The 25,760-nt window shown below is 67.1% G+C and carries 20 protein-coding genes; 14 read left to right on the top strand and 6 right to left on the bottom strand.

Annotated elements, in window-relative coordinates; translation table 11 throughout:
* The first annotated feature begins 13 nt into the window (after positions 1 to 13).
* From ACM9HJ_RS01840 to tagF, 5 genes are read left to right on the top strand one after another with little or no spacing between them, the layout of a single operon-like run.
* The gene (locus tag ACM9HJ_RS01840; RefSeq protein ID WP_416569965.1) at positions 14 to 376 is read left to right on the top strand and encodes a hypothetical protein; all 363 of its coding nucleotides are present in this window, start codon (positions 14 to 16) and stop codon (positions 374 to 376) included.
* Positions 373 to 1,989, top strand: a complete 1,617-nt coding sequence (locus ACM9HJ_RS01845) for a hypothetical protein (RefSeq protein WP_416569966.1) — start codon at positions 373 to 375, stop codon at positions 1,987 to 1,989. Before ACM9HJ_RS01840 ends, ACM9HJ_RS01845 begins: the two co-directional genes overlap by 4 nt.
* 28 nt (positions 1,990 to 2,017) lie before the next feature.
* Positions 2,018 to 2,821, top strand: coding sequence for a hypothetical protein (locus ACM9HJ_RS01850; protein ID WP_416569967.1), 804 nt, complete (start codon positions 2,018 to 2,020; stop codon positions 2,819 to 2,821).
* Between the two features lie 13 nt (positions 2,822 to 2,834).
* Positions 2,835 to 3,365, top strand: coding sequence for a DUF3592 domain-containing protein (locus ACM9HJ_RS01855; RefSeq protein ID WP_416569968.1), 531 nt, complete (start codon positions 2,835 to 2,837; stop codon positions 3,363 to 3,365).
* Between the two features lie 5 nt (positions 3,366 to 3,370).
* A complete protein-coding gene (gene tagF / locus ACM9HJ_RS01860; protein ID WP_416569969.1) occupies positions 3,371 to 4,054 on the top strand; it encodes a type VI secretion system-associated protein TagF in 684 nt (227 codons plus the stop codon).
* Here the strand turns inward: tagF and ACM9HJ_RS01865 are convergent.
* From ACM9HJ_RS01865 to ACM9HJ_RS01875, 3 genes are all read right to left on the bottom strand, one after another.
* Positions 4,014 to 4,997: a rhamnan synthesis F family protein gene (locus tag ACM9HJ_RS01865; RefSeq protein ID WP_416569970.1), complete on the bottom strand. Its 984-nt coding sequence runs from the start codon at positions 4,995 to 4,997 to the stop codon at positions 4,014 to 4,016. The genes tagF and ACM9HJ_RS01865 overlap by 41 nt on opposite strands.
* A 259-nt stretch (positions 4,998 to 5,256) precedes the next feature.
* Positions 5,257 to 6,621 (bottom strand): HlyD family type I secretion periplasmic adaptor subunit, encoded by a 1,365-nt coding sequence (locus ACM9HJ_RS01870; protein ID WP_416569971.1) that lies wholly within the window; start codon positions 6,619 to 6,621, stop codon positions 5,257 to 5,259.
* A complete protein-coding gene (locus ACM9HJ_RS01875) occupies positions 6,590 to 8,797 on the bottom strand; it encodes a peptidase domain-containing ABC transporter (RefSeq protein WP_416569972.1) in 2,208 nt (735 codons plus the stop codon). The genes ACM9HJ_RS01870 and ACM9HJ_RS01875 overlap by 32 nt, the downstream gene beginning before the upstream one ends.
* Positions 8,798 to 9,048: 251 nt before the next feature.
* Here ACM9HJ_RS01875 and ACM9HJ_RS01880 point away from each other — a divergent pair, with 251 nt between their 5' ends.
* From ACM9HJ_RS01880 to ACM9HJ_RS01895, 4 genes are read left to right on the top strand one after another with little or no spacing between them, the layout of a single operon-like run.
* Positions 9,049 to 9,909, top strand: a complete 861-nt coding sequence (locus tag ACM9HJ_RS01880) for an ABC transporter permease (RefSeq protein ID WP_416569973.1) — start codon at positions 9,049 to 9,051, stop codon at positions 9,907 to 9,909.
* A 6-nt stretch (positions 9,910 to 9,915) separates the two neighbouring features.
* Positions 9,916 to 10,665, top strand: coding sequence for an ABC transporter ATP-binding protein (locus ACM9HJ_RS01885; RefSeq protein ID WP_416569974.1), 750 nt, complete (start codon positions 9,916 to 9,918; stop codon positions 10,663 to 10,665).
* 34 nt (positions 10,666 to 10,699) lie between these two features.
* On the top strand, positions 10,700 to 12,940 hold the full coding sequence (locus ACM9HJ_RS01890; protein WP_416569975.1) for a glycosyltransferase family 2 protein: 2,241 nt from the start codon (positions 10,700 to 10,702) through the stop codon (positions 12,938 to 12,940).
* Positions 12,937 to 14,106 (top strand): glycosyltransferase family 92 protein, encoded by a 1,170-nt coding sequence (locus tag ACM9HJ_RS01895; protein WP_416569976.1) that lies wholly within the window; start codon positions 12,937 to 12,939, stop codon positions 14,104 to 14,106. The genes ACM9HJ_RS01890 and ACM9HJ_RS01895 overlap by 4 nt, the downstream gene beginning before the upstream one ends.
* Here ACM9HJ_RS01895 and ACM9HJ_RS01900 read toward each other — a convergent pair.
* Complete coding sequence (locus ACM9HJ_RS01900) at positions 14,095 to 14,889, bottom strand: hypothetical protein (RefSeq protein ID WP_416569977.1); 795 nt, start codon at positions 14,887 to 14,889, stop codon at positions 14,095 to 14,097. The genes ACM9HJ_RS01895 and ACM9HJ_RS01900 overlap by 12 nt on opposite strands.
* A 159-nt stretch (positions 14,890 to 15,048) precedes the next feature.
* Here ACM9HJ_RS01900 and ACM9HJ_RS01905 point away from each other — a divergent pair, with 159 nt between their 5' ends.
* Genes ACM9HJ_RS01905 through ACM9HJ_RS01920 form a run of 4 tightly spaced genes read left to right on the top strand, consistent with a single transcriptional unit; the run spans position 15,049 to position 19,862 of the window.
* On the top strand, positions 15,049 to 16,242 hold the full coding sequence (locus ACM9HJ_RS01905; protein ID WP_416569978.1) for a hypothetical protein: 1,194 nt from the start codon (positions 15,049 to 15,051) through the stop codon (positions 16,240 to 16,242).
* Positions 16,243 to 16,271: 29 nt separating this feature from the next.
* On the top strand, positions 16,272 to 18,185 hold the full coding sequence (locus tag ACM9HJ_RS01910) for an HAD-IIIC family phosphatase (RefSeq protein ID WP_416569979.1): 1,914 nt from the start codon (positions 16,272 to 16,274) through the stop codon (positions 18,183 to 18,185).
* A gap of 14 nt (positions 18,186 to 18,199) precedes the next feature.
* Positions 18,200 to 18,445, top strand: coding sequence for an acyl carrier protein (locus ACM9HJ_RS01915; protein ID WP_416569980.1), 246 nt, complete (start codon positions 18,200 to 18,202; stop codon positions 18,443 to 18,445).
* A gap of 19 nt (positions 18,446 to 18,464) precedes the next feature.
* Positions 18,465 to 19,862 carry a MaoC/PaaZ C-terminal domain-containing protein gene (locus tag ACM9HJ_RS01920; RefSeq protein ID WP_416569981.1) on the top strand — a complete coding sequence of 466 codons (1,398 nt, stop codon included), beginning with the start codon at positions 18,465 to 18,467 and terminating at the stop codon, positions 19,860 to 19,862.
* Between the two features lie 9 nt (positions 19,863 to 19,871).
* Here ACM9HJ_RS01920 and ACM9HJ_RS01925 read toward each other — a convergent pair whose 3' ends face one another.
* Both ACM9HJ_RS01925 and ACM9HJ_RS01930 read right to left on the bottom strand, forming a co-directional pair.
* The gene (locus ACM9HJ_RS01925; protein WP_416569982.1) at positions 19,872 to 20,693 is read right to left on the bottom strand and encodes a hypothetical protein; all 822 of its coding nucleotides are present in this window, start codon (positions 20,691 to 20,693) and stop codon (positions 19,872 to 19,874) included.
* A 1-nt stretch (position 20,694) separates the two neighbouring features.
* Entirely contained in the window at positions 20,695 to 21,018 is a 324-nt protein-coding gene (locus ACM9HJ_RS01930) for a hypothetical protein (RefSeq protein ID WP_416569983.1), read from the bottom strand.
* 172 nt (positions 21,019 to 21,190) lie between these two features.
* On the opposite strand from ACM9HJ_RS01930, the gene ACM9HJ_RS01935 reads away from it, so the two are divergent.
* Positions 21,191 to 25,720: a glycosyltransferase family protein gene (locus ACM9HJ_RS01935; protein WP_416569984.1), complete on the top strand. Its 4,530-nt coding sequence runs from the start codon at positions 21,191 to 21,193 to the stop codon at positions 25,718 to 25,720.
* Positions 25,721 to 25,760: the final 40 nt, after the last annotated feature.

Consider the following 25,760-nt stretch of genomic DNA (forward strand, 5'->3'; position numbering starts at 1 on the left):
CAAGAGGGGCGGCATGATCCAGATTGGACCCGGCCCCATGGATGCGCTGCGTGACGCGCTATGTCGGACATTCCGGCAAAGGCTGCTGGACCAGTTCGTCCATCTGCATGGCCCCGCCATCGGCGAGCGGGGGCTGGCCGAGCGCATCGACGTGATCCGGGCCGCCGAAGACATGGCGGGCCGGTACCGGCTGGATGACGAGCACAGCGTGGCGACGCTGGCCAACCTGTTGTTCCTCTACGGCCCCGACCTGGACGCACGGGCCGACCTGCCCTGGATCCGGCGGATCCTGCAACAGCGACAGGTGCCGGCACCCGTGCGTGCCACCCAGCTGGAACGCATGTGCCGCATAAGGCTGGCCGGTGCCCCGCCATGACGACCTTGCTGCAATTTCCGTTGAACCATGCAGCCGAGCGCAAGGCGGATGACGCCTTTTATGCGCGCCATCCGGAGATGGTGGTCGGCGGACAGCGGCGCAAGCTGACGGCCGACGCCCCGGATGAGGCGCCGTTGCGCGAGGAGTGGCGCCAGCTCTATGTGCGTTCGGGCGGGATCGCACGCCAGCCGCCACCACCCGGCCCGTCGGCGGCGGCGGCCCACGACCGGATGCGGGACAGCCTGGACAAGGGGTTCAGCCGGGACCGGTCCATCACCGGGACCGTGCAGGAATGCGCCGGCGTGCCTGCCAACGCCACCCTGTTGCCCGCACAGTATGACCGGCCCTGCAATCTGGCCGAACTGGTGGTGACGGAAAGCCGGGGGGGTGTCCGTTCCGTCCGGTGCATCGTCGATCCGCCCTCGCCGCAGGCGGGCGCGATGGTGCTGTCGCAGGGTGGCATCTTCGCCATGGTCGCCGGCACGCCCGCCGCCAGCATGAAGACCCGCGTCTCCTTCCAGGTGAAGGGGGACGGCTTCTGTGGCGTCGCCCCCCATCCGATGATCGAGATCGACGGCTTTCCCCCGGACGGTCCCGGCAAGCAAAGCCGGGAGATCACCGTGCACGGACCCGCGGTGGAGCCGGCCCGCGAAGGCGCCAGCCAGTTGCTGGCCACGACCTGGGCCATGATGCATTCACACAAGACCCATGGCTTCACCGTCCGCAGTTGCGGCCTGCCGGCCGGCGACCGGCGTTCCGTCCCGATGATCAGCGGGCAGTTGGCCGTCTATCACGACGACGCGTTCGAGCTGACCCTGAAGTCGAACAGTTGGAAGGATGGCGATTTCGATACACGGGCGAAGAAGCCGCCGCGTGCCAAGTCGAAAAAGAAGGAGGAGGACGACGACAGCTATGAGCTGAAGCTCACGCACAAGCGTGACGGACGCATCACCACCACCGACTTCGCCAACTATATCGGCATGGTCAAGAAGATTGAAAAGCGGATCAACGAGCTCAATGAGATCGTCCGCAAGACCAAATGGGTGCCGGGGCCGCGCCTCCAGGGTTCCATCGCCGTCTTGAACGGAAATCTGGAGGTGGGCTGGCAATATGAGGAGCCACCCGGCAAGCCCCATGTCGAGCTGGTCGTCAAGGGGGAGGTGTCCCTCACCATCCTGGAGGGGGATCTGACCTTCTCCTTCATCATCACGCCCTATCCCTGCACCAAGGTGGAGGTCGGTATCAAGGTCGAGGGCTCCATCGGCTTTACCGGGGAGTTCGAATGGCGCGCGCCACGTCCGCTGGCGACGAATACCGACCGACCGGACGTGAGCCTCAAGCCGCAGGGCAAGGTCGAGGCTTCCACCTTCGTGAACGGCCAGGTCGGCTTTGTGAAAGCCGTACTGGAAGGCCGGGCCGAAGTGAAGGCGGACCTGGATATGAAGATCGGGGGCGAGAAGCATCCCATCCGGCTGAAGGCCGAGAATGGCCGCCTGGAAAAGGTGACCGTGGCCGGCAGCATCGATTTCTGGATATGCGAGAAGGGGTTCGAGGAGGAGATATGGGATCGTCTGAACCTGTTCGACAGCCTTTCATTCCCCTCCGGCTCATGATCGGAGACTATTGGCGGGCATGGAGAAAATGAACAAGGAACAAGTGCTCATCGAGTTCTCCGTGTCCAACTGCGCGGCCGAACTGTCGCTGAACGACATTCCGCTGTTCCATTTCAAGGAGGGTGCCACGCGCAGCCGCGCGGCGGGCCCCGCCGATCCCTATCTGCTGCGTGGGCTCAACCGTCTCTCCATCGTCCTGGCGCCGGGTCCCACACCGACGACGTCGCACCAGCCCGGTGCCTGGCTGCAGCCCGAGGCGCGGGTCTTGGCACGTGTGCGACGTCATCGGCTGGACGGTCAGGACATGGACGATGCCCGGCCGCTGGCGCAACTGGAATGGCCGCGGCCCGGTCAGCCCCCGGTCTCCAGGCCGGGCCCCGTCACCGATCTGTCGATCGACTTCACCATCGACCACCCCGAACCCAGGAGCGGCTGGTATTGGCGGCGCGCCAAACGGCCTGACAACGCGCAGGTCGGCAGCGTCCTCCGCCGCCTGCATGCCGACCTGTCCGTCGGTGACACCACGTCGCTGATGGGGCTGCATCAGCCGAAGATACTGGATTTCTGCACCGCCATGGGCATGGACCCGGCCATTCATCGGCAAAACCTGGAGACCAGCATGCGGCAGATCGTGACCGCACCCGATTTCCGGTTGTGGCCGACGTCCCAGCTGAAGATGGCGCCGCGGCTGATAGCCGGCGGACAGATGATGGATTTGCTGTGCGACGACTGGCTGCCGCCCATCCGGTCGGGCGTGCCGGATACGGCGTCCTGGTTCACGGTGCGTCTGCGCCTGGGCGTCCTGGACGGTGAAGTCTGGATCCTGTGTTGATGAGGGGGGCGTGATGCTTGTACCGATGGGAGTGGGCCTGCTGCTGTTGGGCGTCGGCGCCTATGCGGCCGGCACCGCGTTCTCGATGGCGGAAACGGCGGTGGAAGGCTGGGCCGCAACCGGTGGGGAAATCCTGTCCAGCGCCCTGGTCACCCACGAGATCCGCGTCGACCGGCTGGAGCAGCGGCGGCCCGGGTCGGCGGTCAATCCGGACGCCTTCCGGCCCGTTTGGGACCTGGAGGTGCGCTATCTCTACCGGGTCGGCGACCATGATTATCACGGGTCGGTCCTCTCCAACATCGCCCGCCACCGCCGTGAGGATGCCCGTACCCATCCGCCCAGTGACGAACTGCGCGACCTGGCCCGACGTTTCGCCGCCGGCAACAGGGTGGAAGTCCGCTACGACCCGGCCCGACCGCAGGATGCCGTGCTGCTGGCCGACAGGCTGCCGCAGGCCGATTGGCTGCGCCGGGGTGGGCTGGCCGGGGTCCTGCTGGGCATGGCCAGCCTGGGTTTGGCCGCCTTCCGCCGGGCCAGGGGATGATGGCGATGCGGACATGGTCGGGAACTGGCCTCTATGGCAAGCTGCCCCTGCGTGGGGACTTCGTCACGCGCGGTCTGCCGTTCGCCCTGGTCGACGGGATCGATGCCTGGCTGGTGGCGGGCCTGGATGCCGCGCGGGCGATCCTGGCCGAAAATTGGAACGATTATTACATGTCGGCGCCGCTTTGGCGCTTCGCGCTGCCCGGCGGCATCATCGGTCCGGCCGGGGTGGCGGGCATCCTGCTGCCCAGCGTGGATGCCGGTGGCCGCCATTTTCCGCTGCTGAGCCTGATCGTGGCGGACCTGCCGCCGCCATTGCTGGCCGCCGCCGCCGAGGGCTGGTACGCGACGGCGGAGGAACTGCTGAGGTCGGTCCTGGCCATTGATGCCGATATGGCGCGGTTCGATGCCGGTCTTGCCGCCCTGCCCGATCCGATGTCGATATCGGCCTTGTCCCCACCGCTGCGCCATGGTCTGGCGCAATGGGTGCTGGGTGCGACGGAAGGCCTGTGGTGGACACAAGGCTCACCTGGACTGGAACCGGGCCTGTTCATCCAGGAAGGTCTGCCGCGGGGTGGGGACTTCGCCACCCTGATGGGCCGGCCGCCCCCCGGCTCCGGGGGGATGCGGCGTCTGGAACCGCTCGCGCTCAGTACACGCGGTTGCGCATCGAATGCTCCAGATGCTTGACGATCAGCTTGCCATCATAGGGTGACACTTCCTTCAACAAGGCTTCCCAGTGATGCAGGAACGGGATCGCGACGGGGTTGCGCTGCAGCAGGTCCCGCTTGATGAAGGGGCACCGCATCGTCACCAGCAACTCGTCCCAGAAATAATGGGTCTGGTTCAAGGCCACCCCTTCACGCAGGAAGCGGGACAGCATTTCCAGATAACGGTACCGCACCGGATCCTTCTCCGGCTTGGTCTCCAGCAGATACGTCTCGATCCGTGAAGAGACCCTGGCCACCATCTCGCGATAGGGGAACAGGGCCTGGCAACGCAGGCCATGACGCATGAAGAACTGCGTCAGCCCGATCTCCCCGTATTTCACCACCCAATACTTGTTCCGGAAATAAGGCAGGCGGGACCAGAACCGGGTAAAGGCCTGGTCCCGCAGCGCCTGTGCATGGAACAGCACGAAATAGCTCTGCAGGTGGAAATAATGCGACCAGCAATCGGTGATGCCCCAGATATCCGCCTGACCCGCATCCGCCCGGCCGATCTCCCTGCCCAGATCCTGCAAGGGGCCGTAGATGCTGTCATTGGTGACCAGCAGCATGTCCAGCGCCGTGACATCCGGTACCTGGGCGATCCCGTCCTTGAAGGCGCCGAAATCATATCCGACGTTCGAGCGCCAAAGGATTCGCGCCACCAAAGGCCTCAACCGCTCGACACTCGCTTCCGGGAAGCGCGGTGAATTGCTGGTGAAGACGATGGTGAAGCCGGCACGCTTCAATTCCGTCAAATAATAAAGGACGTAATCATGGATCGCGCCCCTCTTGTCGAAATGATTAAAAACGGCGACCCGCTTCGCCTCGCCAAGAGCATAGGCGCCATCCCATTTCCGGCGGATATAGTTCGGCTTGAAGGGGATGGCAATGTAGGCGCGAAAGAAGTCGGCATAGTCCGACATTTCGTCTTTCAGTCGGCTGAATTTATGGAAAATGCCCATGTTTATTTCTGTCTTTATATGCCGTGTGCCCGGCCCGTCAGCCGGATCACACAATATTGTCAATATACATGCCGGGGAGGTTCAAGGAATCCCAAGCACGCGCTAAGCCAGCCCGCGCCGATTATAGGGGCTCCATCTTGCCAACCAAAGTCAAAACCGCCTTCGGCGGCGGCTTCCATGCGCCACCCCGCCCCGGGACCGGGGCGGAATGCGAGCAAAATCAAGGCTCCCGCAGCCCTTCCTGGCTGTTGGCGATGATGCGGTCCAACAGGTTGGCGATGATCGGGCGGCTGCCGACAACGATGTCTGCATTCAGGGGCATGCCTGGAATCAGGCGCAGGGAGGGCGGCACATTGCGCAGCTCGACCGCCTTGATCTCCGCCCGGACCTTGTAGAAGCGCTCCGGGGCCACGGTACCGTCGTCACGCTGGGCGAAACTGTTCTCGCTGATCGACCGCACCTCGGCCCGCACGGTGCCGTGGCGGGTGAATTCATAGGCGTTCAGCTTCACCTGCACCTCGTCCCCGACCTTGACGAAGCCCTGGTCCATGCCGGCCACGTCGGCCTCCACCTCCAGCATGGCGTTGGCCGGCATCAGGGTGACCAGCACCTCTCCCGACGGCACGACGGCACCGGCGCCCGCGTCGGCGACGCTGACCACGGTGGCGTCGGCCACCGCGCGCAGTTCGACCAGGTCACGGCGGAATTCGGCCTTGGACAGACCGTCCTCCACTTCCGACAGCTCGGTGCGCTTGGTGGCCAGCAGCGTGGTCAGTTGCGAGCGCCATTCCTGCATATAGGCTTCGCGCTCCGCCGCCAGGCTTTCCACCTCGTGACGGGAGGTGCGGACCTGCTGTTCGCTGTTGGACAGGTTGCGGGCGACCTCGGCCTTGCTGTCCTGGGCGATCAGCACGTTCAGGCGGCTGCCCACCTCCTTGCGCGCCAGTTCGGACCGCATGCCCTCGATCTCCTCGCTGACCTTCAGGCGGGCGCGGTAATGTTCCGCGTCGCGCAGGCCACTGGCGATCAGGCCGTTGGTCGCCTGGATTTTCTGGTCGAAAACGGCCAGCCGCGCCTCGCGCTCCGCCGTCCGCGCCTTCCAGATGGAATATTCGGTCATGGCGGACTGATCGGCCGGGTCGGGCTCCGCCAGCGGCTGTTCGGCCTGTTCCGCCTCCAGCCGCGCGACAAGGGCGACCAGTGCCTGGCGGTTGGAGCGCAGGGTGGAGAGGTCGGCGCTGGACAAGGTCGGGTCGAGCGTCACCAGCAGGTCGCCCTTGGTCACCTGGTCGCCCGGCCGCACCATGATCTCACGCAGCACGGTGGATTCCAGCGGCTGCACCAGCAGCGTCGGCGTGCGCGACACCAGCCGGCCCGGGGCCGACACGACACGGTCCAGATGCACCACCGAACTGGTCACGATGGCCGCGACCAGCATCAGCACCAGGGCATGGACGGTGAGGCGTAGCCGCATCGGATAGGGCGCGCCCGTGATTTCCGCCATGTGCGACTGGAAATCGTTGATCGCCTGATCGGCGGCGTTGTCCCGGCGGTCAGGACGCAGGGCCAGTGATCGACCGTTCATGGCTTTCTCCGGACTGCGGGGGCGGGGACTGGTGACGGTTTTGCTGGTACCAGAAATGGCGATAGATGGCGCAGCGGTCCAGCAGCTCCTCATGGGTGCCGATATCGAAGACCCGGCCGCGCTCCATCACGATGATCTGGTCGCAATCGATCAGCGATGCCAGGCGGTGCGAGATGACGATCATCGTGCGCCCGTCGGCGATATGGCGCAGGTTGTTGTTGACGATGGCCTCGCTGTCGGGATCGAGCGCGCTGGTCGCCTCGTCCAGGATCAGGATCGGCGGATCGACCAGCAGGGCCCGGGCGATGGCCAGGCGCTGGCGCTGGCCGCCCGACAGGTTGCTGCCCCCTTCGCTGAGCACGGTGTCATAGCCGGAAGGCAGACGCTCGATGAATTCCTCCGCCCCGGCCAGCCTTGCCGCCTCGATGATGGCATCGAAGGTCGCATCGGGGCGGACGATGCCGATATTCTCGCGAATCGTGCCGGTGAACAGGAAGTTCTCCTGCAGCACCACGCCCAGGTTGGCGCGCAGATGCAGCAGGTCCATCTGGCGCAGATCCGTCCCGTCGATCTTGATCAGCCCGTCATAATCCTGGTGCAGCCCCTGCAGCATGCGGGTGATGGTGGTCTTGCCTGATCCGCTGCGGCCCATGATGCCGGTGACGCTGCCGGGCGGCAGGTGGAAGGTGACGCGGTCCAGCGCGTGGGACTGCGCGCCCGGATAGCGGAACCGCACCTCATCGAACACGATATTGCCCACGAAGCGGGGGCGCAGGCCGTGGGTGGCGCGCGTATCCTCCGCCGGGATATTGACCAGCGAGGCCACCTGCCCCATGGCGCCCCTCACCTCCTGCACCGATTGCAGCAGGCCGGCGATCTGCACGAAGGGTTGGGTGACGCGGCCGGCCAGCATGGTGAAGGCGATCAGCGCCCCGACCGCCACCGCCCCATCCTTGGTGGTCAGCGCCAGATAGCAGCCCAGCAGCAGCGAGCCGGAATAGATCAGCTTCTCCACCGGCTGGAGAAGGGTCTGCGGCATGTTGGCCAGCAGGCTCATGTCGCGATGGGCCTTCACCGCCTCGGCCGCGGCATCGTCCCACTGGTGGCGCCGCCGGCCCTCCAGCGCCAGGGTCTTGACGGTCCGCATGCCGTGGATCGTCTCGATCAGCAGCGATCCCTTGCGCTGTTCCGCCCTCACCACCCGCCCATGGGCCCGCCCGATCGACGGCATGAACAGGATGATGATCATGAACATCACGATCGCCATCCCCAGCACGAAGAAGGTCAGCGGGGTGTGCATATAGAACATCACCGGCAGCAGCACGACCAGCACCGTGCTGTCTAGCAGCGTGGTGAACGCCTGGCCGGTCAGGAAGGCGCGGATGCGGTTGGCCTCCGCGATCTTGTAGCTGATGGTGCCGGTGCTCTGCCGTTCGAACACGTCCAGCGGCAGGCCGATCAGCCGGTCGAAGATATAGGTTCCGATGCGGGCATCGACCCTGGCCGTACCCTCGGCCACCAGCCGGCGGCGCAGATAGCCGAACAGCGTGTCGAAGATGACGACGAAGAGCACGCCCACCGCCAGCACGAACAGGGTGGACATGCGCTGGTGCACCAGCACTCGGTTGACCACCAGGAAATAGAGCAGCGGCGGTACCAATGCGAAGAAGGACATGGCCAGGGCCGACAGGCCGACATCGCGATAGATGCGCTTGTCCTTGCCCAACTGGCGCAGCAGCCATCCCAGGCTGAAATCGCTGCTGTCCTCCGCCGCGGCCTGCTGGCGCTTGAACAGGATGACTTCGCCGTCCCAGATCTCGGCCAGCCCCACCATGTCGTAGGGCCGGGGCTGCGCGCCATCCATGGGATGGCGCAGGACGACGACGGGCGGCGTGCCGTTGGCATGGGTGGTGATCAGGACGCGGGCCGTGCCGTCGCGCAGGCGCAGCAGGGCCGGCACAGCGCGGCCCAGGCGCAGCAGATGGTCGAACCGCATGCGCGAAACCTTGGCGGACAGGCCCGACCGTGCGGCGGCGGCGGTCACCACCGACGGCTTCACCTCGTCCTGGTCGCGCGCATATTGGCGGATCAACTGTTCGCGGGAAAGATGCAGGCCGTGGTGCCGTGCGATGAACCGCAACCCCTCCAGCATGCTGTGGGCCCCGACCGGCGACACGGTCGTATCCCCTTCGGCCGCTTCAAACCCCGCTTGCACCATTCCCGTCCTTCCGCGCCCGCCAAGGGCTTGCGAGGCGAAGGTGGCCGGTTCGACAGGGTGGTGTCAAGCGCGGCCGGAATCCGCGCGCGCCATGCCACCTGCGCTCGGGGCGCGTGGGGCGTGTCGGCCGGGGCCGGGTATAAGGCTTTGATGGAAAATGGTGATGCTATATATGTGCCCCCGACCGGGATTGAGGAGAGCGTTGCACCATGTCGCAATACCAAGCCGGCCGGGGGTCGGGCGGGCGTGGCTGGTACGGGGGGTTCGTCGCGGACGGCCGTCCTTCCATGGCCGCCGCCCTGTCCGACATGATGCGTGGACTGGCGTCCTGGCGTATCTGGCTGACGCTGGCCATGGGCGATGTCCGCCAGAAATACCGGGGTTCCATCCTGGGGCCGCTCTGGGTCACCATCAGCATGGCGGCCTTCACGGTCGGCATCGGCGCCGTCTATGCCAACCTGTTCAATATCGACATCCACGCCTATCTGCCGCATGTCGCCATCGGCATGGTGACATGGACGCTGATCACCGGGCTGGTGAATGAAAGCTGCACCGCGCTGATCGGGGCGGAAGGATATCTGCGGCAAATGCGCCTGCCGCAGACGGTCTTCGTCTACCGCGTCGTGGCCCGCAACGCCGTGGTGCTGCTGCATCATGCGCTGATCATCGTGGGCGTGCTGATCTGGTTCGCCGTGCCGGTGTCACCGGTGGATGTCCTGCTGGCCGTTCTGGCCCTGCTGCTGCTGCTGGTCACGGGCTATGGCTGGGGCCTGGCGCTGGCCTGCATCTGCATGCGGTTCCGCGATGTGGCCCAGATCGTGGCCACCCTGATCACCGGCGCCTTCTTCATCACGCCGGTGCTGTGGAAGGGCAGCTTCCTGGCGGACGGCCACCCGGCCCTGCGTTACAACCCGTTCTATTATCTGGTGGAGATTCTGCGCCAGCCGCTGACCACGGGACATTCCGATCCCCTGCACTGGCTGGTATCGGTCTTCATCGCGCTTTCCGGCCTGCTGGTCGGCCTGCTGATCTTCCGCGCATCGCGTCCCCGCGTCGCCTACTGGATCTGACCACTGATGCCTGTCCATATCCGATTAGAAGATGTCGATGTCCGGTTCCAGATTTTCGGCCTGCACGGACGGTCGCTGAAGAAGACGGCGCTGAACCTGTCCACCGGCGGGCGCATCGGTGCCGAACCGGGGGCGCGCGTGCATATCGATGCGCTGTGCGGCGTCAATCTGGAACTGGGCGAGGGCGACCGCGTCGGGCTGATCGGCCATAACGGGGCGGGCAAGAGCACGCTGTTGCGCACCATGGCCGGCATCTACGAGCCCACCGCCGGCCGGGTTAGCGTGCAGGGGCGGGTATCGCCCATGTTCGACCTGATGCTGGGCATCGATCCCGATGCCACGGGGCGGGAGAATGTCCGCCTGCGCGGCCTGCTGCTGGGCATGACGGCGAAGGAGATCGACGCCTATGCCGGGGATATCTGCGATTTCTCCGGCCTTGGCGACTATCTGGACCTGCCGGTGAAGGTCTATTCCTCGGGCATGCTGCTGCGGCTGATGTTCGCGGTGGCCACCGCCATCTCGCCGGAGATATTGCTGCTGGACGAATGGATCACCGCGGGCGATGCGGCCTTCATGGAACGGGCAGAGAACCGTGTGAACGCCCTGATCGACCGCGCCAGCATGCTGGTCATCGCCAGCCACAGCCGTCCCCTGGTGGAAAGGCTTTGCAACAAGGTGATGGTGCTGGAACATGGCCGGGTCGTGGATTTCGGCCCGCTGACGCCGGCCCTTCTGGACCGCGCGCTGGCGGCATGAATCCCACCGGCGGGCACTTGGAAACGGGACAGGCATGCGCATCGTCGGGCACATCGAAAGCTATACCGACAGTACCCTGATCGGCTGGGCCTATACGCCCGACCGGCGGGGCGAACCGCTGATCCTGGCTGTGGAATGCGACGGCGTGCTGCTGGCCGCGGGGCTGGCCAACCTGGACCGCCAGGACGTGGCTGCCGCCGGCCATGGTGACGGACAATGCGGGTTCCGCATCCGCGTCCACCTGCCGCCCGGCCGCGCGATGACCGTGCGCGAGGTGTCCACGGGCACCGTCGCCTTCACCGACCTGCATACCCCGGCCGCAACGGACGATGGTGACGTGGCGGCGGCGGAGGCAACGGCGGCCCGGTCGGACATCGTCCAGGGCAATGTCGACAATGTGCTGGGGGCGGTGATCCGCGGCTGGTGCTGGCAGCCCGGCTGGCCCGCGCGGCATGTGCGGGTCCAGGCCGTCATCGACGGCCAGGTCGTGGCGACGGCCATGGCGGACGAGATGCGCGGCGATCTGATCAATGCGGGCGTGGGCGACGGCGACCATGCCTTCAACCTGCGCATGCCCTTCTGGACCCTGGACGGGCGGGAACGCAAGGTTGCCGTCCATGCCGAGGGGCATGGCCCGCTGGCGGAGGCGCCGGTACCCTTCATGTGCCTTGGTGGCGGGCCGCTGCCGCTGCTGGAGCAATTGTCGGTCCATATCGATCCGCAGGACGGCGATGCGCTGGCCGCATCGGGGTTGCTGCGCTGTTATCTGGACCAGGTATTGCGCGTCACGCCGGCCAGCATCGGGTTCGAACATTATCCGCAATGGCGCGCCGCCCAGGCGGGCACGCCGGCGGAGGATGATATTCCCGATGCCTTCTCCGCCGACCGGCCGGGCATGGCCGCCGCCGTCCTGAACCTGCGGATGGCCGGCGGTGCCCAGCTGACCGCGGTGCTGGACGAGGGGGCGGTGCTTTATCCCGATGCCCTGACCCGGGCGGCCCGGGCATTGGCGGCCAGCGGCGCCGACATTCTGTATGGCGATGCCGACATGCCGGTGGATGGCGGCGTCCTGCCCTGGTTCCGGCCGGACTGGAACTATGATCTCTGCCTGTCGCAGGATTACACGCGCGGTCTGACCCTGTTCCGCAGCGCGCTGCTGCATGATGCCGGCCCCGCCCCGTCGGCCACGGCGCTGCGGCTGCGCGCATTGCTGCGCCATGCACCGGGCGGGCGCGTCCAGCATCTGCCGGAGGTGCTGTGCCAGCTGCGCCGGGCACCCGGCCCGGTGGCGGCCGACCAGGCGGCGCAGGCCGTGCGCGACCATCTGGCGGCACGTGGAGTGGCGGATGCCGGCATCGTCACCATCGACGCGCAGGAAGGGCTTCGACGCATCGAATGGCCCGCCCCGGCCGAGCCGCCGCTGTTCAGCCTGATCATCCCGACGCGCGACCGGCTGCCCCTGGTCCGGACGGCGGTGGAGAGCATTGAGGCCCTGACCCGCGACGCGGCCTATGAGATCATCATCATCGACAACCAGAGCCGCGAGCATGAGACGCGGCAATGGCTGGCGGATGGGCAACGGCAGGGCCGGTTCCGCGTCGTCCGCTATGACGCGCCGTTCAATTTCGCCGATATGAACAACCGTGCCGTCGAACAGGCGCGGGGCGGCATCATCGGCTTCATCAACAATGATGTGGAACTGATCGGCGGCAACTGGTTGTCCGTGGCGGCATCCCTACTGGCCCGGCCGGAGGTGGGGGCCGTCGGCGCCCGGCTGCGCTTCGCCAACGGCATGATCCAGCATGGCGGTGTGGTGGTGGGCACCGGCGGGCTGGCGGAGAACGCGTTCCAGCCCGTGCATGTCGATGACAAGGGCTATTTCCACCGTACCCGCGTGGCCGGAAACTATAGTGCCGTAACGGCGGCCTGCCTGTTCTGCCGCCGGTCCGACTTCACCATCCTGGGCGGTTTCGATGCCGAGAACCTGCCCGTCGCCTTCAACGACGTGGATTTCTGCCTGCGCCTGCGGGAAACGGGGGCGCTGGTGGTCTGGACGCCGGAGATCGACCTGTACCACCATGAAAGCGTCAGCCGGGGACGCGATGCCACGCCGGAACGGCTGGCCCGCGCGATGAAGGAGGAACTCTATATGCGCCGCCGCTGGGCCCATATCGCGCTGGCCGACCCCTGTTACAATCCCAACCTGAACCTGGACGGGGCGCCCTTCACCGGGCTGGCGCTGCCGCCCCGTCACCGCTGGGGGATCGGCCGTTGATCCGGGGGCATTTCGACCGTATCGCCGGGCGCGACGTCTGCGGCTGGGCCTGGGATCCGACCGCACCGCTGGTGCCCGTGACGGTACAGGTTCTGCTGAACGGTCAGGTGGTGGCCGCCGGCATCGCCGACCATCACCGCCCCGACCTGGAGGCGGCTTGCATCGGCAACGGGCATCATGCCTTCTTCATCCCCCTGCCCGACGCCCTGACCGACGGGCGCACGGGCAATCTGGTCGTCTGCGGACAGGATGGGGTGCCGCTGGCCGGCACGCCGGTCGAGGTCACCCTGCCCGACACCATCTTCCGGCCGGTGCCGCCCCCGGCCTCCCCGCCCCCGCTCACCCTGGCCGTCTGCGCCATCCTGAAGAATGAAGGGCCGTACCTGCTGGAATGGATCGCCCATCACCGGCTGGTCGGGGTGGAGCATTTCGTGCTGTTCGACAATGGCAGCACGGACGAAACGGGTCCGCTGCTGTCGGGTCTGGCGCGGGCCGGCATCGTGGATTACATCCCCTGGCCGGACATTCCCCACAATGTCGCCGCCCAACGTCCCGCCTATATGGCCGGGCTGGCGCGGCTGGCGGAGCGCTGCCGGTGGGTGGCCTTCATCGATGGCGACGAGTTCCTGAACCCGCTGCGTGGGGAGGATCTGAAATCGATCCTGGCCGACCATGATATGGCGGCGGGACTGGTGGTTCCCTGGCGCCTTTACGGGTCGAACGGCAGGATGGAGCGGGAGGACGACCTGGTCACCCGCCGCTTCACCCGCCGCGCCGCCGCCGACCATCCGCTGAACCGGTCGGTGAAGACCATCGTGCAGGCCCGTCTGGTGGCCGCACCCGACATCCACACCCCGCGGCTGACCGCGGGATCGCTGGTCGATGAGGGCGGGCGCCTGGCCGGCAGCCAGGGCCATCCCGACCGCCATGCCGTGCCGGATGCCGCACGGCTGGTGATCAACCATTATTTCACCAAGTCCCGCGCCGAATGGATCGGCAAGCGCAACCGCGGCTGCGCCACGGAGCCCGTTGGATCGGTGAGCCGGGTTCGCCCCGACGATCATTTCACCGTACATGACCTGAACGATGTCGAGGATCGGCTGCTGGCCGACCGCGCCGGCCATGTGCGTGCGGAAATGGAACGGCTTCGGACGCTACTGCGCTGAAGAAGGCGGGGCGAAGATGGCTGGCGGTGCCGCCCAGCCCGCCCCCGGCATGCCGTTGATCGCGTCGAACAGTCCGTCCAGCAGCGCCCAGGCATCGTCGCCCATGGCGCGGTGGTGCGACAGGATGCCGATCGGTTCCGGATCGGCACCGGGGTCCAGCCGCTGGCGCCGGACAAGCTGGGCCAGCCGGTCGAACACATCGCCCGCCGCCAGCGCCTTCGGCCCGCCCGGCGCATCCCAGCGCAGGATGTCGATATGGGTGTTGGCCAGCCGGATACCGTCGGCGGCATAGGGACCCGGGCGATGGCCATAGGTGGAAAGGCCGGTCAGCCCACAGGCGGTCAGTGCCGGCAGATGGCCGGGATCGAAGGCGTTCCAGGGCGGCACGAACACCGGCATGAACCGGTCGCCCAGCAGGCGCACCAGGATATCCCGCCCGGCGGCGATCTCCGCCAGCACGGTATCAGGTGCGCGGTCGCCACCGAACTCGCTCTTGCCCGGCCCGGCGGTCAGGTGGTTGGTATGTTTCCAGCCATGTTGGCAGAAATGCACCAGACCCGGATCGGCCCTGCCGAGGTCGAGCATGGCCGCGGCCATACCCGGAATGACGGCGACCAGCAGGGGCGCGTGGAACCGCACGGCAAGGCCGGTCAAGGCGTCGAAATTGGCACTGTTGGCGACAAGGTCGTCGTCGCGCCACCAGAAGCGCGCCGGCCGGCCGGCTTCGTGTGACAGCTGTGCCTCTTCACGAAGCTGTTCCAGCGCCTCGGCCCGGTCCTGCATTGGAAATTCCCTGTTCCGTCCAACGCTGATATGGCGCAATCGGCCCGGCCCGTCACGGGGTTTCATTTGACCGCCACCGGGGACGCGGTCTAAATCTTGGTTATCTGGCTGGGCTTTAGCTAAGCGACTGAGAATATTACGGGGCGCTTTGATATGGATATGCAGGTCGTTAATGCCGATGAGGACCATTTCCCGCATGGATTGTCGTCCTTTGTTTTGAAGCCCCCTTTTCAGCATGCGGGTGGCCATAGCTGGCTGGCCGCCGCCCCCCCGGACTATGACGTCAATGACAAGAAAAGACTGGCATCCTTCGAGGTGTTCGAGGATGAGCAGCCCTTGCCCTTGCGCAACGTCATGCATGTGGAAATAAAGGCCGAAGGTGCCGGGCGCTATTCCTTCTGGACGGGCGCCGTCTGTTTTTCGTCACTGGATAACACCGATCCCAATGTCAACGGCAGGACCTATCGCCTGGTGCAGACAAAGGAGGAGGTGTTGGGCATCTGGTCGTTCAGCGGATGCACCGTACATAATCCCGTCTATGAGCTGGAAAAGTTGGGCATGGCATGGGCCCCTGCCCGCCGCACGGGCCATGATTCCACGCCTTACAGCCATACGGCCGCTGAGCACCTGCAACTTCTGCGCTTCCTGCGCGGGGAACAGGCGATACCGGCGGCGGTGCAGCCCCTCTGCAACATCACTTTCACTCCCCGGCCGGGTGGCTATGAACTGGCCGTGTCGGAACTGGATGTGGTGCTGGCGGAGATATGCTCCGACGTCGAAATGGTCTTCAGGGGAACCGTCCTTAATCGGTTGCGTGTTGTCGATGCGCTGGTCAGTGTCGCAGGTGTCGCGGCCAAGTCGGGTGATGAGCGGGACAAGCGGTGGCACACCGCCGCCCAGCGCTGGTACTATGACGGCTTCCTGAAGATGAAGCCCGGTTTTGCCGAGCATGCCCAGACCATGCTGGAGCTCATGCCCTATCAGGGCGAGAATGACGCCCTGCTGCGCGACATCCTGCGCGAGGCGGCACCGCGGCGCATCAGCAAGGAATCCATGGTCGCGGACCTGATGGAACTGCGCAAGCTGCTTGGTGTACCGCTGGGTGTTCTGACGCATACCCAATATTACATGCCGGACGGCAGGGCCATCGCCTGGCCGCCCAAGCTGCATGACGAGTTGCGGGAAATCTGCCAGGAGAACGGCCTGCTGCTGATGAATCCCAGTGAGCTGGTGGAGCAGTACGGGGCGGAGACAGCACTGAAGGAGGATCTCAGCCATTGGCGTGACGATTTCATGCCCGTGATCGGCCGTGCGGTGTATGCCTTCGCCACGAAAGTCATCGCGGCGGGCTGACCGGCCTCGCGGCGGCCCTGGGAGGGGACATGGCTGACAGTATCTTGAACCTGCCCTGGCTACCCCCGCCGCCGGAAGGTTTTCGTGCCCAGTGCCGGGCCCTGGATGCAGGCAGCGCCAACCTGGGCGCCGCCATCCAGCGGCTGGCGGGCCACGCGGCGACGGGCCCGGCCGCCGCCGGCCTGTCCAAGGCCATCCGCCGCTGCCGCGAGGCCGGCGGGGATATGCGTCCCCTCGCGCCGCTGCATCTGGCCGTGCTGGCCAGCGGTACCATCGATCTGGTGGTGGACAGCCTGCCCGCCGCCGCCGCCCGCCATGGCGTCGACCTGCGCCTGACGGTCGGGGATTATGACCAGGTCATGCAGCTGGCCCTGGATCCCGCTTCCGACGTGGCCCGGGCTGGCGTGGATGCCGCACTTCTGGTGATCGACCATCGCTGGCTGGGGTTGGACCGGCTGGTGCTGGAGGATGCGGGGGGCCTGGTACAGGCTGCATCGGACCGGCTGCGCACGGTCATCGACGGGTTGCGGCAGCATGCGGGCTGCCCCGTCATCCTGCCCACCATTCCCGTGCCGGCCCTGCCGCTGTTCGGGTCGTACGACCTGGGTGTGGAGGGCACGCCGCGCGCCATGGTGCAGGCGCTGAACAGCCGGCTGCCGGCACTGGCGCGCGAAACCGGTGCCTATCTGCTGGATGTCGCCGGACTGGCGGAGCGGATCGGCACCGACCTCTGGTTCGATGCGACCAGCTGGTACAGTTTCAAGCTGCCCTTCGCCGGCGCCTGCATCGACCTTTATGCCGACCTGCTGGGCCGCCTGCTGGGTGCCATCCGGGGCAAGGCCCGCAAATGTCTGGTGCTGGATCTGGACAATACCTGCTGGGGTGGGGTCATTGGCGATGACGGGCTGGAAGGGATCGCCATCGGCCAGGGCAATGCGCTGGGCGAGGCGTTCCTGGCCGTGCAGCATTACGCGCTGCAACTACGCGACCGTGGCGTCATGCTGGCCGTCTGTTCCAAGAACAATGACGAGACCGCCCGCCTGCCCTTCCGCGAGCATCCGGACATGCTGCTGCGGGAGGAGCATATATCGGTCTTCCAGGCGAATTGGACCGACAAGGCCAGCAACCTGGAAGCCATCGCCCGCACCCTGAATATCGGTATCGACGCCCTGGTTTTGCTGGACGACAACCCGGCGGAGCGGGCACAGGTGCGCGCGGCCCTGCCCGGCGTGGGCGTGCCGGAACTGCCCGCCGATCCCGGCACCTATCCGCGCCTTCTGTCGGCTGCCGGCTATTTCGAGGCGGTGGTATTCTCCGCCGAGGATGCGCTGCGCGCCGCCTCCTACGCGGCGGACGCCAGGCGGGCGGAGGTGATGGCGCAGTCGCGCGATCTGGGCGACTATCTCTCCTCCCTGGCCATGGAAATCCATTGCCAGCCCTTCGATGCCACGGGCCGGCAGCGTGTCACCCAGCTGATCAACAAATCCAACCAGTTCAACCTGACCACCCGCCGCTATAGCGAGGCGGAGATCGCCGCGCTTGAACAGGACCCCGCCGCCTATAGCTTGCAGGTGCGCTTGGCCGACCGCTTGGGTGACATGGGCATGATCGGCGTCATCATCGCCCGCCCCGACGATGTGGACGGTGCCCCGGCCTGGCTGCTGGACACCTGGCTGATGAGCTGTCGCGTGCTGGGCCGCCGGGTGGAGGAGGCCATGCTGGCCGAGGTTGCGGGCGCGGCGCGCAAGGCCGGCATCGCCCATCTGCTGGGCCTGTACCTGCCCACCGCCAAGAACGGCATGGTGCGGGACCATTACGGCAAGCTGGGCTTCGCCCTGATCGCGGAAGGGGATGATGGCTGCCGCCGCTACCGGCTTGACCTGGACCGCTATGACCTGCCCGCCCTGCCCTTCCGGCAGCGCCACAATTCCACCCTTGCCTGAACCGGAAAGCCACCATGACCGAAGACCAGATCCTGCGCGCGCTTGAAACCATCATCGCCGACATCGTCGACCAGGACAGCGTGACGCTGACCAAGGACAGCACGGCGGACGATGTCGATGGCTGGAACAGCATGGCGCATGTCCGCATCCTGGTGGCCACCGAGAAGCATTTCGGCGTCCGCTTCGACACCCGCGAGATCGGCAGCCTGGACGATGTCGGCGTGCTGGTCGATCTGATCGCGGCCAAGCTCCGGGACTAAGCGGCGTGGGAAAATGCTGATGACCAGCCGCATCTTCACCCTTCAGGACCAGCAGGCCTTTGCCGCCCTGTCCGGTGACCATAATCCGCTGCATGTGGACGTGCTGGCCGCCCGCCGCACCCTGTTCGGCCGGCCGGTCGTGCATGGCATCCACCTGCTGCTCTGGGCCCTGTCCGTCGCCCTGCCGGGGCCGGCGCGGCTGGCCCGGTTGCGCGTCGGGTTCCAGTCGCCGGTCGGGGTGGGGGAACAGGTCGCCCTCACCGTCGCACGCCCGGCAGACGACCGGCTGGATATCCAGCTGGACGGGCTGGCCGGGCGGGCCGTCACCGTCAAGGCCGAGCTGCTGCCCTTCATCGCGGATGAGGGCGTGGCCGATGCCGTGCCGGGAATGGGGACCTGCACGCAATGGTCGCCCGGCGCGCCAGACCAAGGCGAATGCCGGGGCGGCGTGCGGCTGGCCCTGGACCGCCGGGAAGCGGCCCTGCTGCTGCCGGGGCTGACGGACCGGCTGCCCGCCGGCCAGATCGCCCTGCTGCTGGCCAGCACATATATCATCGGCATGGAATGCCCGGGCCTGGATTCGATCTATGCGGCGCTGGACCTCCGGTTCGACGCGCCGGCGGGGCCGGTGGCTCTCGACTGGCGTCTGGAACAGTTCGAGGAACGTTTCGCCCAGGTGGAGCTGGCGGTCGGCGGATATGGCGCCATGGGCACATTGACGGCCTTCATCCGGCCGCAGCCGCAGGGGCAGCCGGCATCTGGCACCTTGCGCCCCCATGTCGCCCCCGGTGCCTATGCCGGGCGCCGCGCCCTGGTGATCGGCGGCGGGCGGGGCATCGGGGAGGTCGGGGCGAAGATGCTGGGGCTGGGCGGGGCCGATGTCCGCATCACCTGGCACCGGGGCCGGGAAGATGCCGCGCGCGTCGTGGCCGACATCCGCTCATCCGGCGGCACCGCCGACAGTTTCCACCTGGACGTGCTGTCCCCGGCGGAAGGGCTGGCCGGCACCGTGGGCGACGGCTGGTTTCCCACCCACATCTATTATTTCGCCACCCCGCCGATCTTCGTGGCGGGCAAGGCGCGGTTCAACGAGGCCATTGCCGCGTCTTTCATGGATGTCTATGTCCACGGCCTGTCACGCACACACCAGGCGCTGCGCGCCATCAACGCCAAGGCGCCCTTGCATCTCCACTATCCCTCCTCCGTCGCGGTGGATGAACTGCCCCTGAGCATGGGCGAATATGCCGTCGCCAAGACGGCGGGCGAGGCGCTGTGCCGGTTCCTGGCCAAGGCGGACCGCTTCCTGTCCGTCCGGATCGACCGGCTGCCGCGCCTGCCCACCGACCAGACGGCCAACCTGCAGGATATCCCGACGGCGGACATGGTGGAGACGCTGTCCGCGATATTGGCGGCGTGACGGCTGGTATCAGCCCACCACGGCCAACCGGCGCAGCGTGCCACCAGCGTCCCGGATCTCGATATAGCCGGTGACGGCGACGTCGCCGGTTGCCTGATGCGTGCCGAAGCGGACGCGGCCCTGGTTCTTGGGTGTCAGTTGCAGGTCGATATCCGTGTCGCTGCCCGTGGCCCGCAGCGACGGGGCCGTGGTGGCCACTGAACCGAACGCCTGCAGGCAGTTGACGGCGCTGGCCACATGTCCCGTGCGGAACTGCGTCCCGCCGGCCGTGTCGAACAGGTGCGTCCCGGCCCCTTGGGTTGCGACATAAAGGCTGACATCGGTGGCGCTGCCCCGGGCCGCCACCCGCGGCGTGTTGAAGGCCGACACTTCAAGATAGGCGCCCAGCGTGCTGGCCGTCGCCACCCGGAACACCTCCGTGCCGCCAGCCGTGAATCGGTGGGTGCCTGCCCCCTTCGCATCATAGGTGACGCCGACATTGGTGTCGCTGCCGCGACCCGCGATCAGCGGGTTGGCGCCCGTGACGGCGCCCGTCACCTCCACGCGGTTGACCGCACCCGCCTGGTAACGGGCCTTCAGCGCCTCCGTCCCCAGGGCACCGCCCAGCCCGGCCTCCGTGGCCGCGACGGTCAGCATGGATTGGCCACCGGCGACCAGGGTCAGGCTGTCGGCGGCGGTCTGGCAGAGGCCGGTATCGACATCCCCGGTCACGACCGTGCCGGGCGTGGCGACGGCACCGGCGGGCAGACCAACGATGCCGGTGAAGGCGGGGCTGGCCAAGGGGGCGGCGCCGGCCGCCGCCATGGGCGTGAAATGATAATCCTGGGCCATGTTATCCCCCGAAGAAGCTGACGCTGACAAGGCAGGACTGGGCGGCGATGAAACTGACGCTGGTCACGCCATGGATCCAGCGTGCGCCGGGATTCAGTTCCGGCGCACCACCGGTCAGGATATCCGCCGCCGGCAGCACCGACGTTCCGCCATACTGCACCCAGACATTGCCGGTGGCGTTGGTCAGCATGATCTCGGCACCGGCGGGAACGGTCAGGCTCTTGGCCGCTCCCGCCGCCAGGGACATGACATGCCGGTCCGCCGACGGGGCCAGGGCCGTCGTCGCCCGCCCCATCGCGTCGGTCTTGAATTGGAAGCCAATCATCGGTCGAACTCCAATTTTACGGTATTGATCCTATAACTTAGGAATAATTACCTGTCAATAGATCGACAATAGGATCATGCCACCCGATGCCGCTTGCAAGTCATCCGGGTGATAACCATGATGGGCCGCCTTTCCGTCCCGCCACCGGGACATCCAATCCGAGCCGAAGAGAATGACCGCTGTGCAGGACCAGCCGGAAACAGGGCTGTTGATCGACGCGTCGACGGGCCAAGCCGAACCCTGGACTTCCTGGGACCTGTCCACCGCCGCGGCGCCCCCACCGTTCCGGGGTGCCGTGGAACGGATCGATACGGAAGGGGTCGGTGGCTGGTGCGTGGCCTTCGCACCGGAAGGACAGCCGGCCTATCTGGCGCTGCGCCTGGCCGGGATTGATCTGGCCGTGTCGGAAGCCGCCCTGGCCCGACCGGACGTGGCGGCAGCGGCGGGTGTGGCCGGCCCGTGCGGCTTCCTGATCCCCTGGACCGATGTCCAGTACCGCGCCCTGACGCCGGCCCACCTGTCCCAGCTGAGATCCCTGCCGCCCGAGACGGTGGCTCCGGTGGAAATCTGGGTGGCCGACCAGCAACTGCGCCTGGGATGGGTTCCGGGGGGGCATTTCAGCCTGACAGCGGGTGAATTGCTGGCCCTGATCCAGGATCAGGAGGCGATGGAGGCCACACCGCCGGGATATCCCGAACAGGAGACCGGCGTGCGGGGCGCCCTTGACGGCATGGAGGCCGGGACCCTGTTCGGCTGGGCCCAACGGACTGATGATCCGGCCCCGGTGACGGTGGCACTGTGCGTGGACGGCACCGTAGTGGCCACGGCGGTGGCCGATGGCGCGCGGGTCGACCTGGAGGCCCTGGGGATCGGGGCGGCCGCCTACAGTCTGGCCGTTCCCGCCCAGTGCCATGATGGCGGCGCGCACAGGCTGGAGGTCCGGACCCTGCCGGACGGGGTGCTGCTGGCTGGCGGGTCATTGCAGGCGACCTTGTCGGCCATCGAGGATGGAGCCTGGTGGGTGGCCGGCGGTGCCCTGGAAGGCTGGGTCCTGCCCGCCATCGATGGTCCGCTGGAACTGCGCCCCCAGGTCGACGGCGTTTCCCGCGACCAGATCACGCTGGAGGGCGAAAGGGGCGTTCCCGCGCGCCTGCGCTGGCCGCTGCCGCAGGCGCTTTCGGATGGGTCCACCCACATGCTGGGCCTGGAATGCCGATCGGAGCCGGGCCGGCTGTTGCGCCATGTGGACGGGGGGACCAGCTGGCGCTGCCGCCGCCGCATCCGCGCCAGCATCGATGTCGTGGCCGATGGCCGCATCCAGGGCTGGGCCTATGCGCTGGACGCGCCCGACATCTCGATCGAGCTGGCGTTCCATGAGGGCGATCGGCGCCTGGCTGTGTACCGGGCCGATGGCCCCCGCCCCGATGTCAATGGTGCCTTCGCCATCAGGGGTGACCATGGTTTCGCCATCGCGTTGCCGGCCACCCTGCTCGACCGGCGCCCGCGGGCGCTGCGGCTGATCGCCGATGGCGAGGAACTGCCGCTGCCCGATTGCCTGCTGGACATGGATGGCCCCTGGCCGCCGCCGGAACTGCTGCCGGGCGGCCAGCGCCATGGCGGTGCCGTTGATCATATCGACGGGCAGGGTCTGTCCGGCTGGGCCATCGACCGGCTGGCACCGGACCGTCCCGTGCGCGTGGCGATCCTGCTGGACGGGACCTGCGTGGGTACCGTGCTGGCCGACGGGTTCGAGAAACGGCTGCAGCCCGTGGGCGGCAGCGGCTATCACGGCTTCCGTTTCGCCTTTCCCGCCACCGTGATGAACGGGGCCTGGCGGCGGATCGAGGTGACCATCGCCGGATCGGACACAAGGCTGCCCATCGGCGGGCCCAACCTGCATCTGGACCGGTTCTTCCCCCTGATCGATTTTCTGCCCGTGATCGCCGGTCCCGGCCAGGCCGAGGCGGTGGAACAGCGGCTGCGGTACAGCATGGCGCGGCCGCAGCCGGCCCCCTTGCCCGCGGATGACGAGGTGCTGGTCAGCCTGATCGTGCTGAACTGGAACGGTGCCGCACTGCTGGAACCGTTCCTGCGTTCCGTGCTGGCCTGGCTGCCCGTCGACCGGCTGGAGATCGTGCTGGTCGATCACGGATCGACGGATGACAGCCTGGACGTTGTCCGCGGTTTCGAGGGGCGGCTGCGCATCCAGGTGCTGGCCCGTGATGGCAATTATTCCTTCGCCGCCTCCAACAACCTGGCGGCGGAAAAGGCACGTGGGCGCCACCTGTTCTTCGTGAACAACGACATCCTGTTCACCGGCAATGTGCTGCCGGGACTGGTGGCCTGGCTGGAACAGCAGCCGACCGTCGGTGCGGTGGGCATGCGCCTGCTGGAGCCGCTTCCCGCCGCGGGCGGGGGGTGGCGCCTGGCCCCGCATCACCATGGCATCCGGTTCAAGGCCGGCCGCAGCGCGGACCTTGCCGCCTATGTTCCCGTGGAACTGGACGATGATGCGGGCGAGATGGGGGCCGCCTTCCTGTTGCCGGCGGTGACGGCCGCCGCGATGCTTTGCCGTGCCGCGGACTTCCGGGCCGTCGGCGGCTTTGACGAGGGATATTTTTACGGGCTGGAGGATGTCGATCTCTGCCTGCGGCTGCTGATGATGCGTGGCCTGCGCAGCGTCTGCGATACGACGCTGGTGGCCATCCATCACCGCAGCGTGACCCGTACGGCCCGGCTGGAGGTGACGGGGCAGCCCAACCCGGTCACCCGCGACCCCGACAGCCAGAAGCGCAACCATCATCTGTTCCAGACCCGGTTCCGCCGCCGTCTGACGCGCACCATCCTGACGGACCTTCTACAGGGTGGCACGCAGTGGCGGCAGGTGCCGCTGCGCGTGGTCCTGCTGGTCACCGATGCCGGCTGGGACACGCCGGCGGGTGATTTCTACACCGCACTGGAACTGGCGACGGCGCTGCGCGACGCTTTCGGCTGGGAAGTGATGTTCGCCCGCCAGGGGGCCGCCTCCGTGCCCGGCGCCGACATCCTGATCGCCATGCGCCACGACACGGATGTGAGGCGCCTGTCGGATGCCAATCCCGGTGCCATTACCGTCGGCTGGATCCGCAACCGGGTGGATGAATGGCTGGCGGCGGCGCATCTGGACGCCTTCCACCTGCTTTTCTGTTCCTCCGCAAAGGCGGTCGAGGCCGTGCGGGCGGAGACGGGACGGACCCCCACCCTGCTGCCCATCGCCACCAATCCCGACCGGTTCCGGCCCCAGCCGCCCGCGCAGGCCGGGACCATCCTGTTCACCGGCAACTACTGGGGGGTGCCGCGCGGCGGGCTGGACCTGCTGACCGATCCGGACCTGCTGGCGCGGCTGCGCATCTATGGTCACGGCTGGTCGGCGCATTCCCATTGGCGGCGCTACTGGCGCCGGCCTGCGGGGTACCGGGAATTGCCGAAAATCTATGGCGAGGCGGCGATCGTCATCGATGACGGCCATCCGGTGACGCGGGACTGGAACTCGCTGAATTCCCGTGTCTTCGACGCGCTGGCCGCCGGGCGCCTGGTGGTGACCAACAGCCGCGAGGGGGCCGACGCCCTGTTCGGCGGCCTGTTGCCGACCTTCGCGGACGAGGCGGAGCTGAACGCGCTCTGCCGCCGTCACCTGGAGGACCCGGCGGCGCGCAAGCAACTGGTGGCACAGCTGCGTGAGCATGTGCTGAACCATCACACCTATGCCCACCGGGCCAGGACCCTGCAGGCGACCCTGCTGGCCTGGACGCAGCGCAGCCTGCGCATTGCCATCAAGATCGGCGTTCCCGACGCGGCCGAGCGGGAGCAATGGGGGGACTGGCATTTCGCCCGGGCGCTGGCCCGGGCGCTGTCGCGCGCCGGCCATCATGCCCGCGTCGACCTGCTGCCGGACTGGTATCAGCCGCTGGCGGCATCCGATGACGTGGTCATCACCCTGCGCGGCCTGTCAATCTATGAACCGGCCCCCCACCAGATCAACCTGATGTGGATGATCAGCCATCCCGACAAGGTGGACGCCGGGGAAATGGCCGCCTATGACCATGTGTTCGTGGCCTCCGCCCCCTATGCGGAAAAGCTCCGGGCCGGGTTGGGTGAGCGGGTGTCGGCGCTGCTGCAATGCACGGATCCGGCGCTGTTCCATCCCGGGCCGGATCCGGCCGACGGGACCGGGGATATCCTGTTCGTGGGCAATTCGCGTGGTGTGCGCCGCCCGGCGGTGGATGCGGCCATCGAAGCGGGGATCGACCTGGCCGTGCATGGCAGCGGCTGGGACGGCGTGATCGACGACCGGTTCCTGCGCGGGACCTATATCCCCAACCACGAGCTGGGCAGCCACTACGCCGCCGCCCGCATCGTCCTGAACGATCACTGGCCGGACATGCGGCGGGAAGGTTTCCTGTCCAACCGTCTGTTCGATGCGGCGGCCAGCGGGGCGGTGATCCTGTCCGACAACGTCGCCGGGCTGGCCGACATTTTCGGCAACGGGATCGAGACCTTCACGGATGCGGCGGATTTCACCGGCACGCTGCGGCGGATGCTGGCGGAGCCCGCGGCCCTGCGGGCACGGGCGGAAGCCTTGAGCCGGCATGTCGCGGCCCATCACAGCTTCGACAACCGCGCCGCACAGATCCTGGCGCGTGTGGCGACCATCGGGCGGTGAAGTGACAGTCGGGGTCCGGTGCGACCACCGGACCCCGACT

It is taken from the genome of Niveispirillum sp. KHB5.9 (assembly GCF_048066115.1).
Classification (GTDB): domain Bacteria; phylum Pseudomonadota; class Alphaproteobacteria; order Azospirillales; family Azospirillaceae; genus Niveispirillum.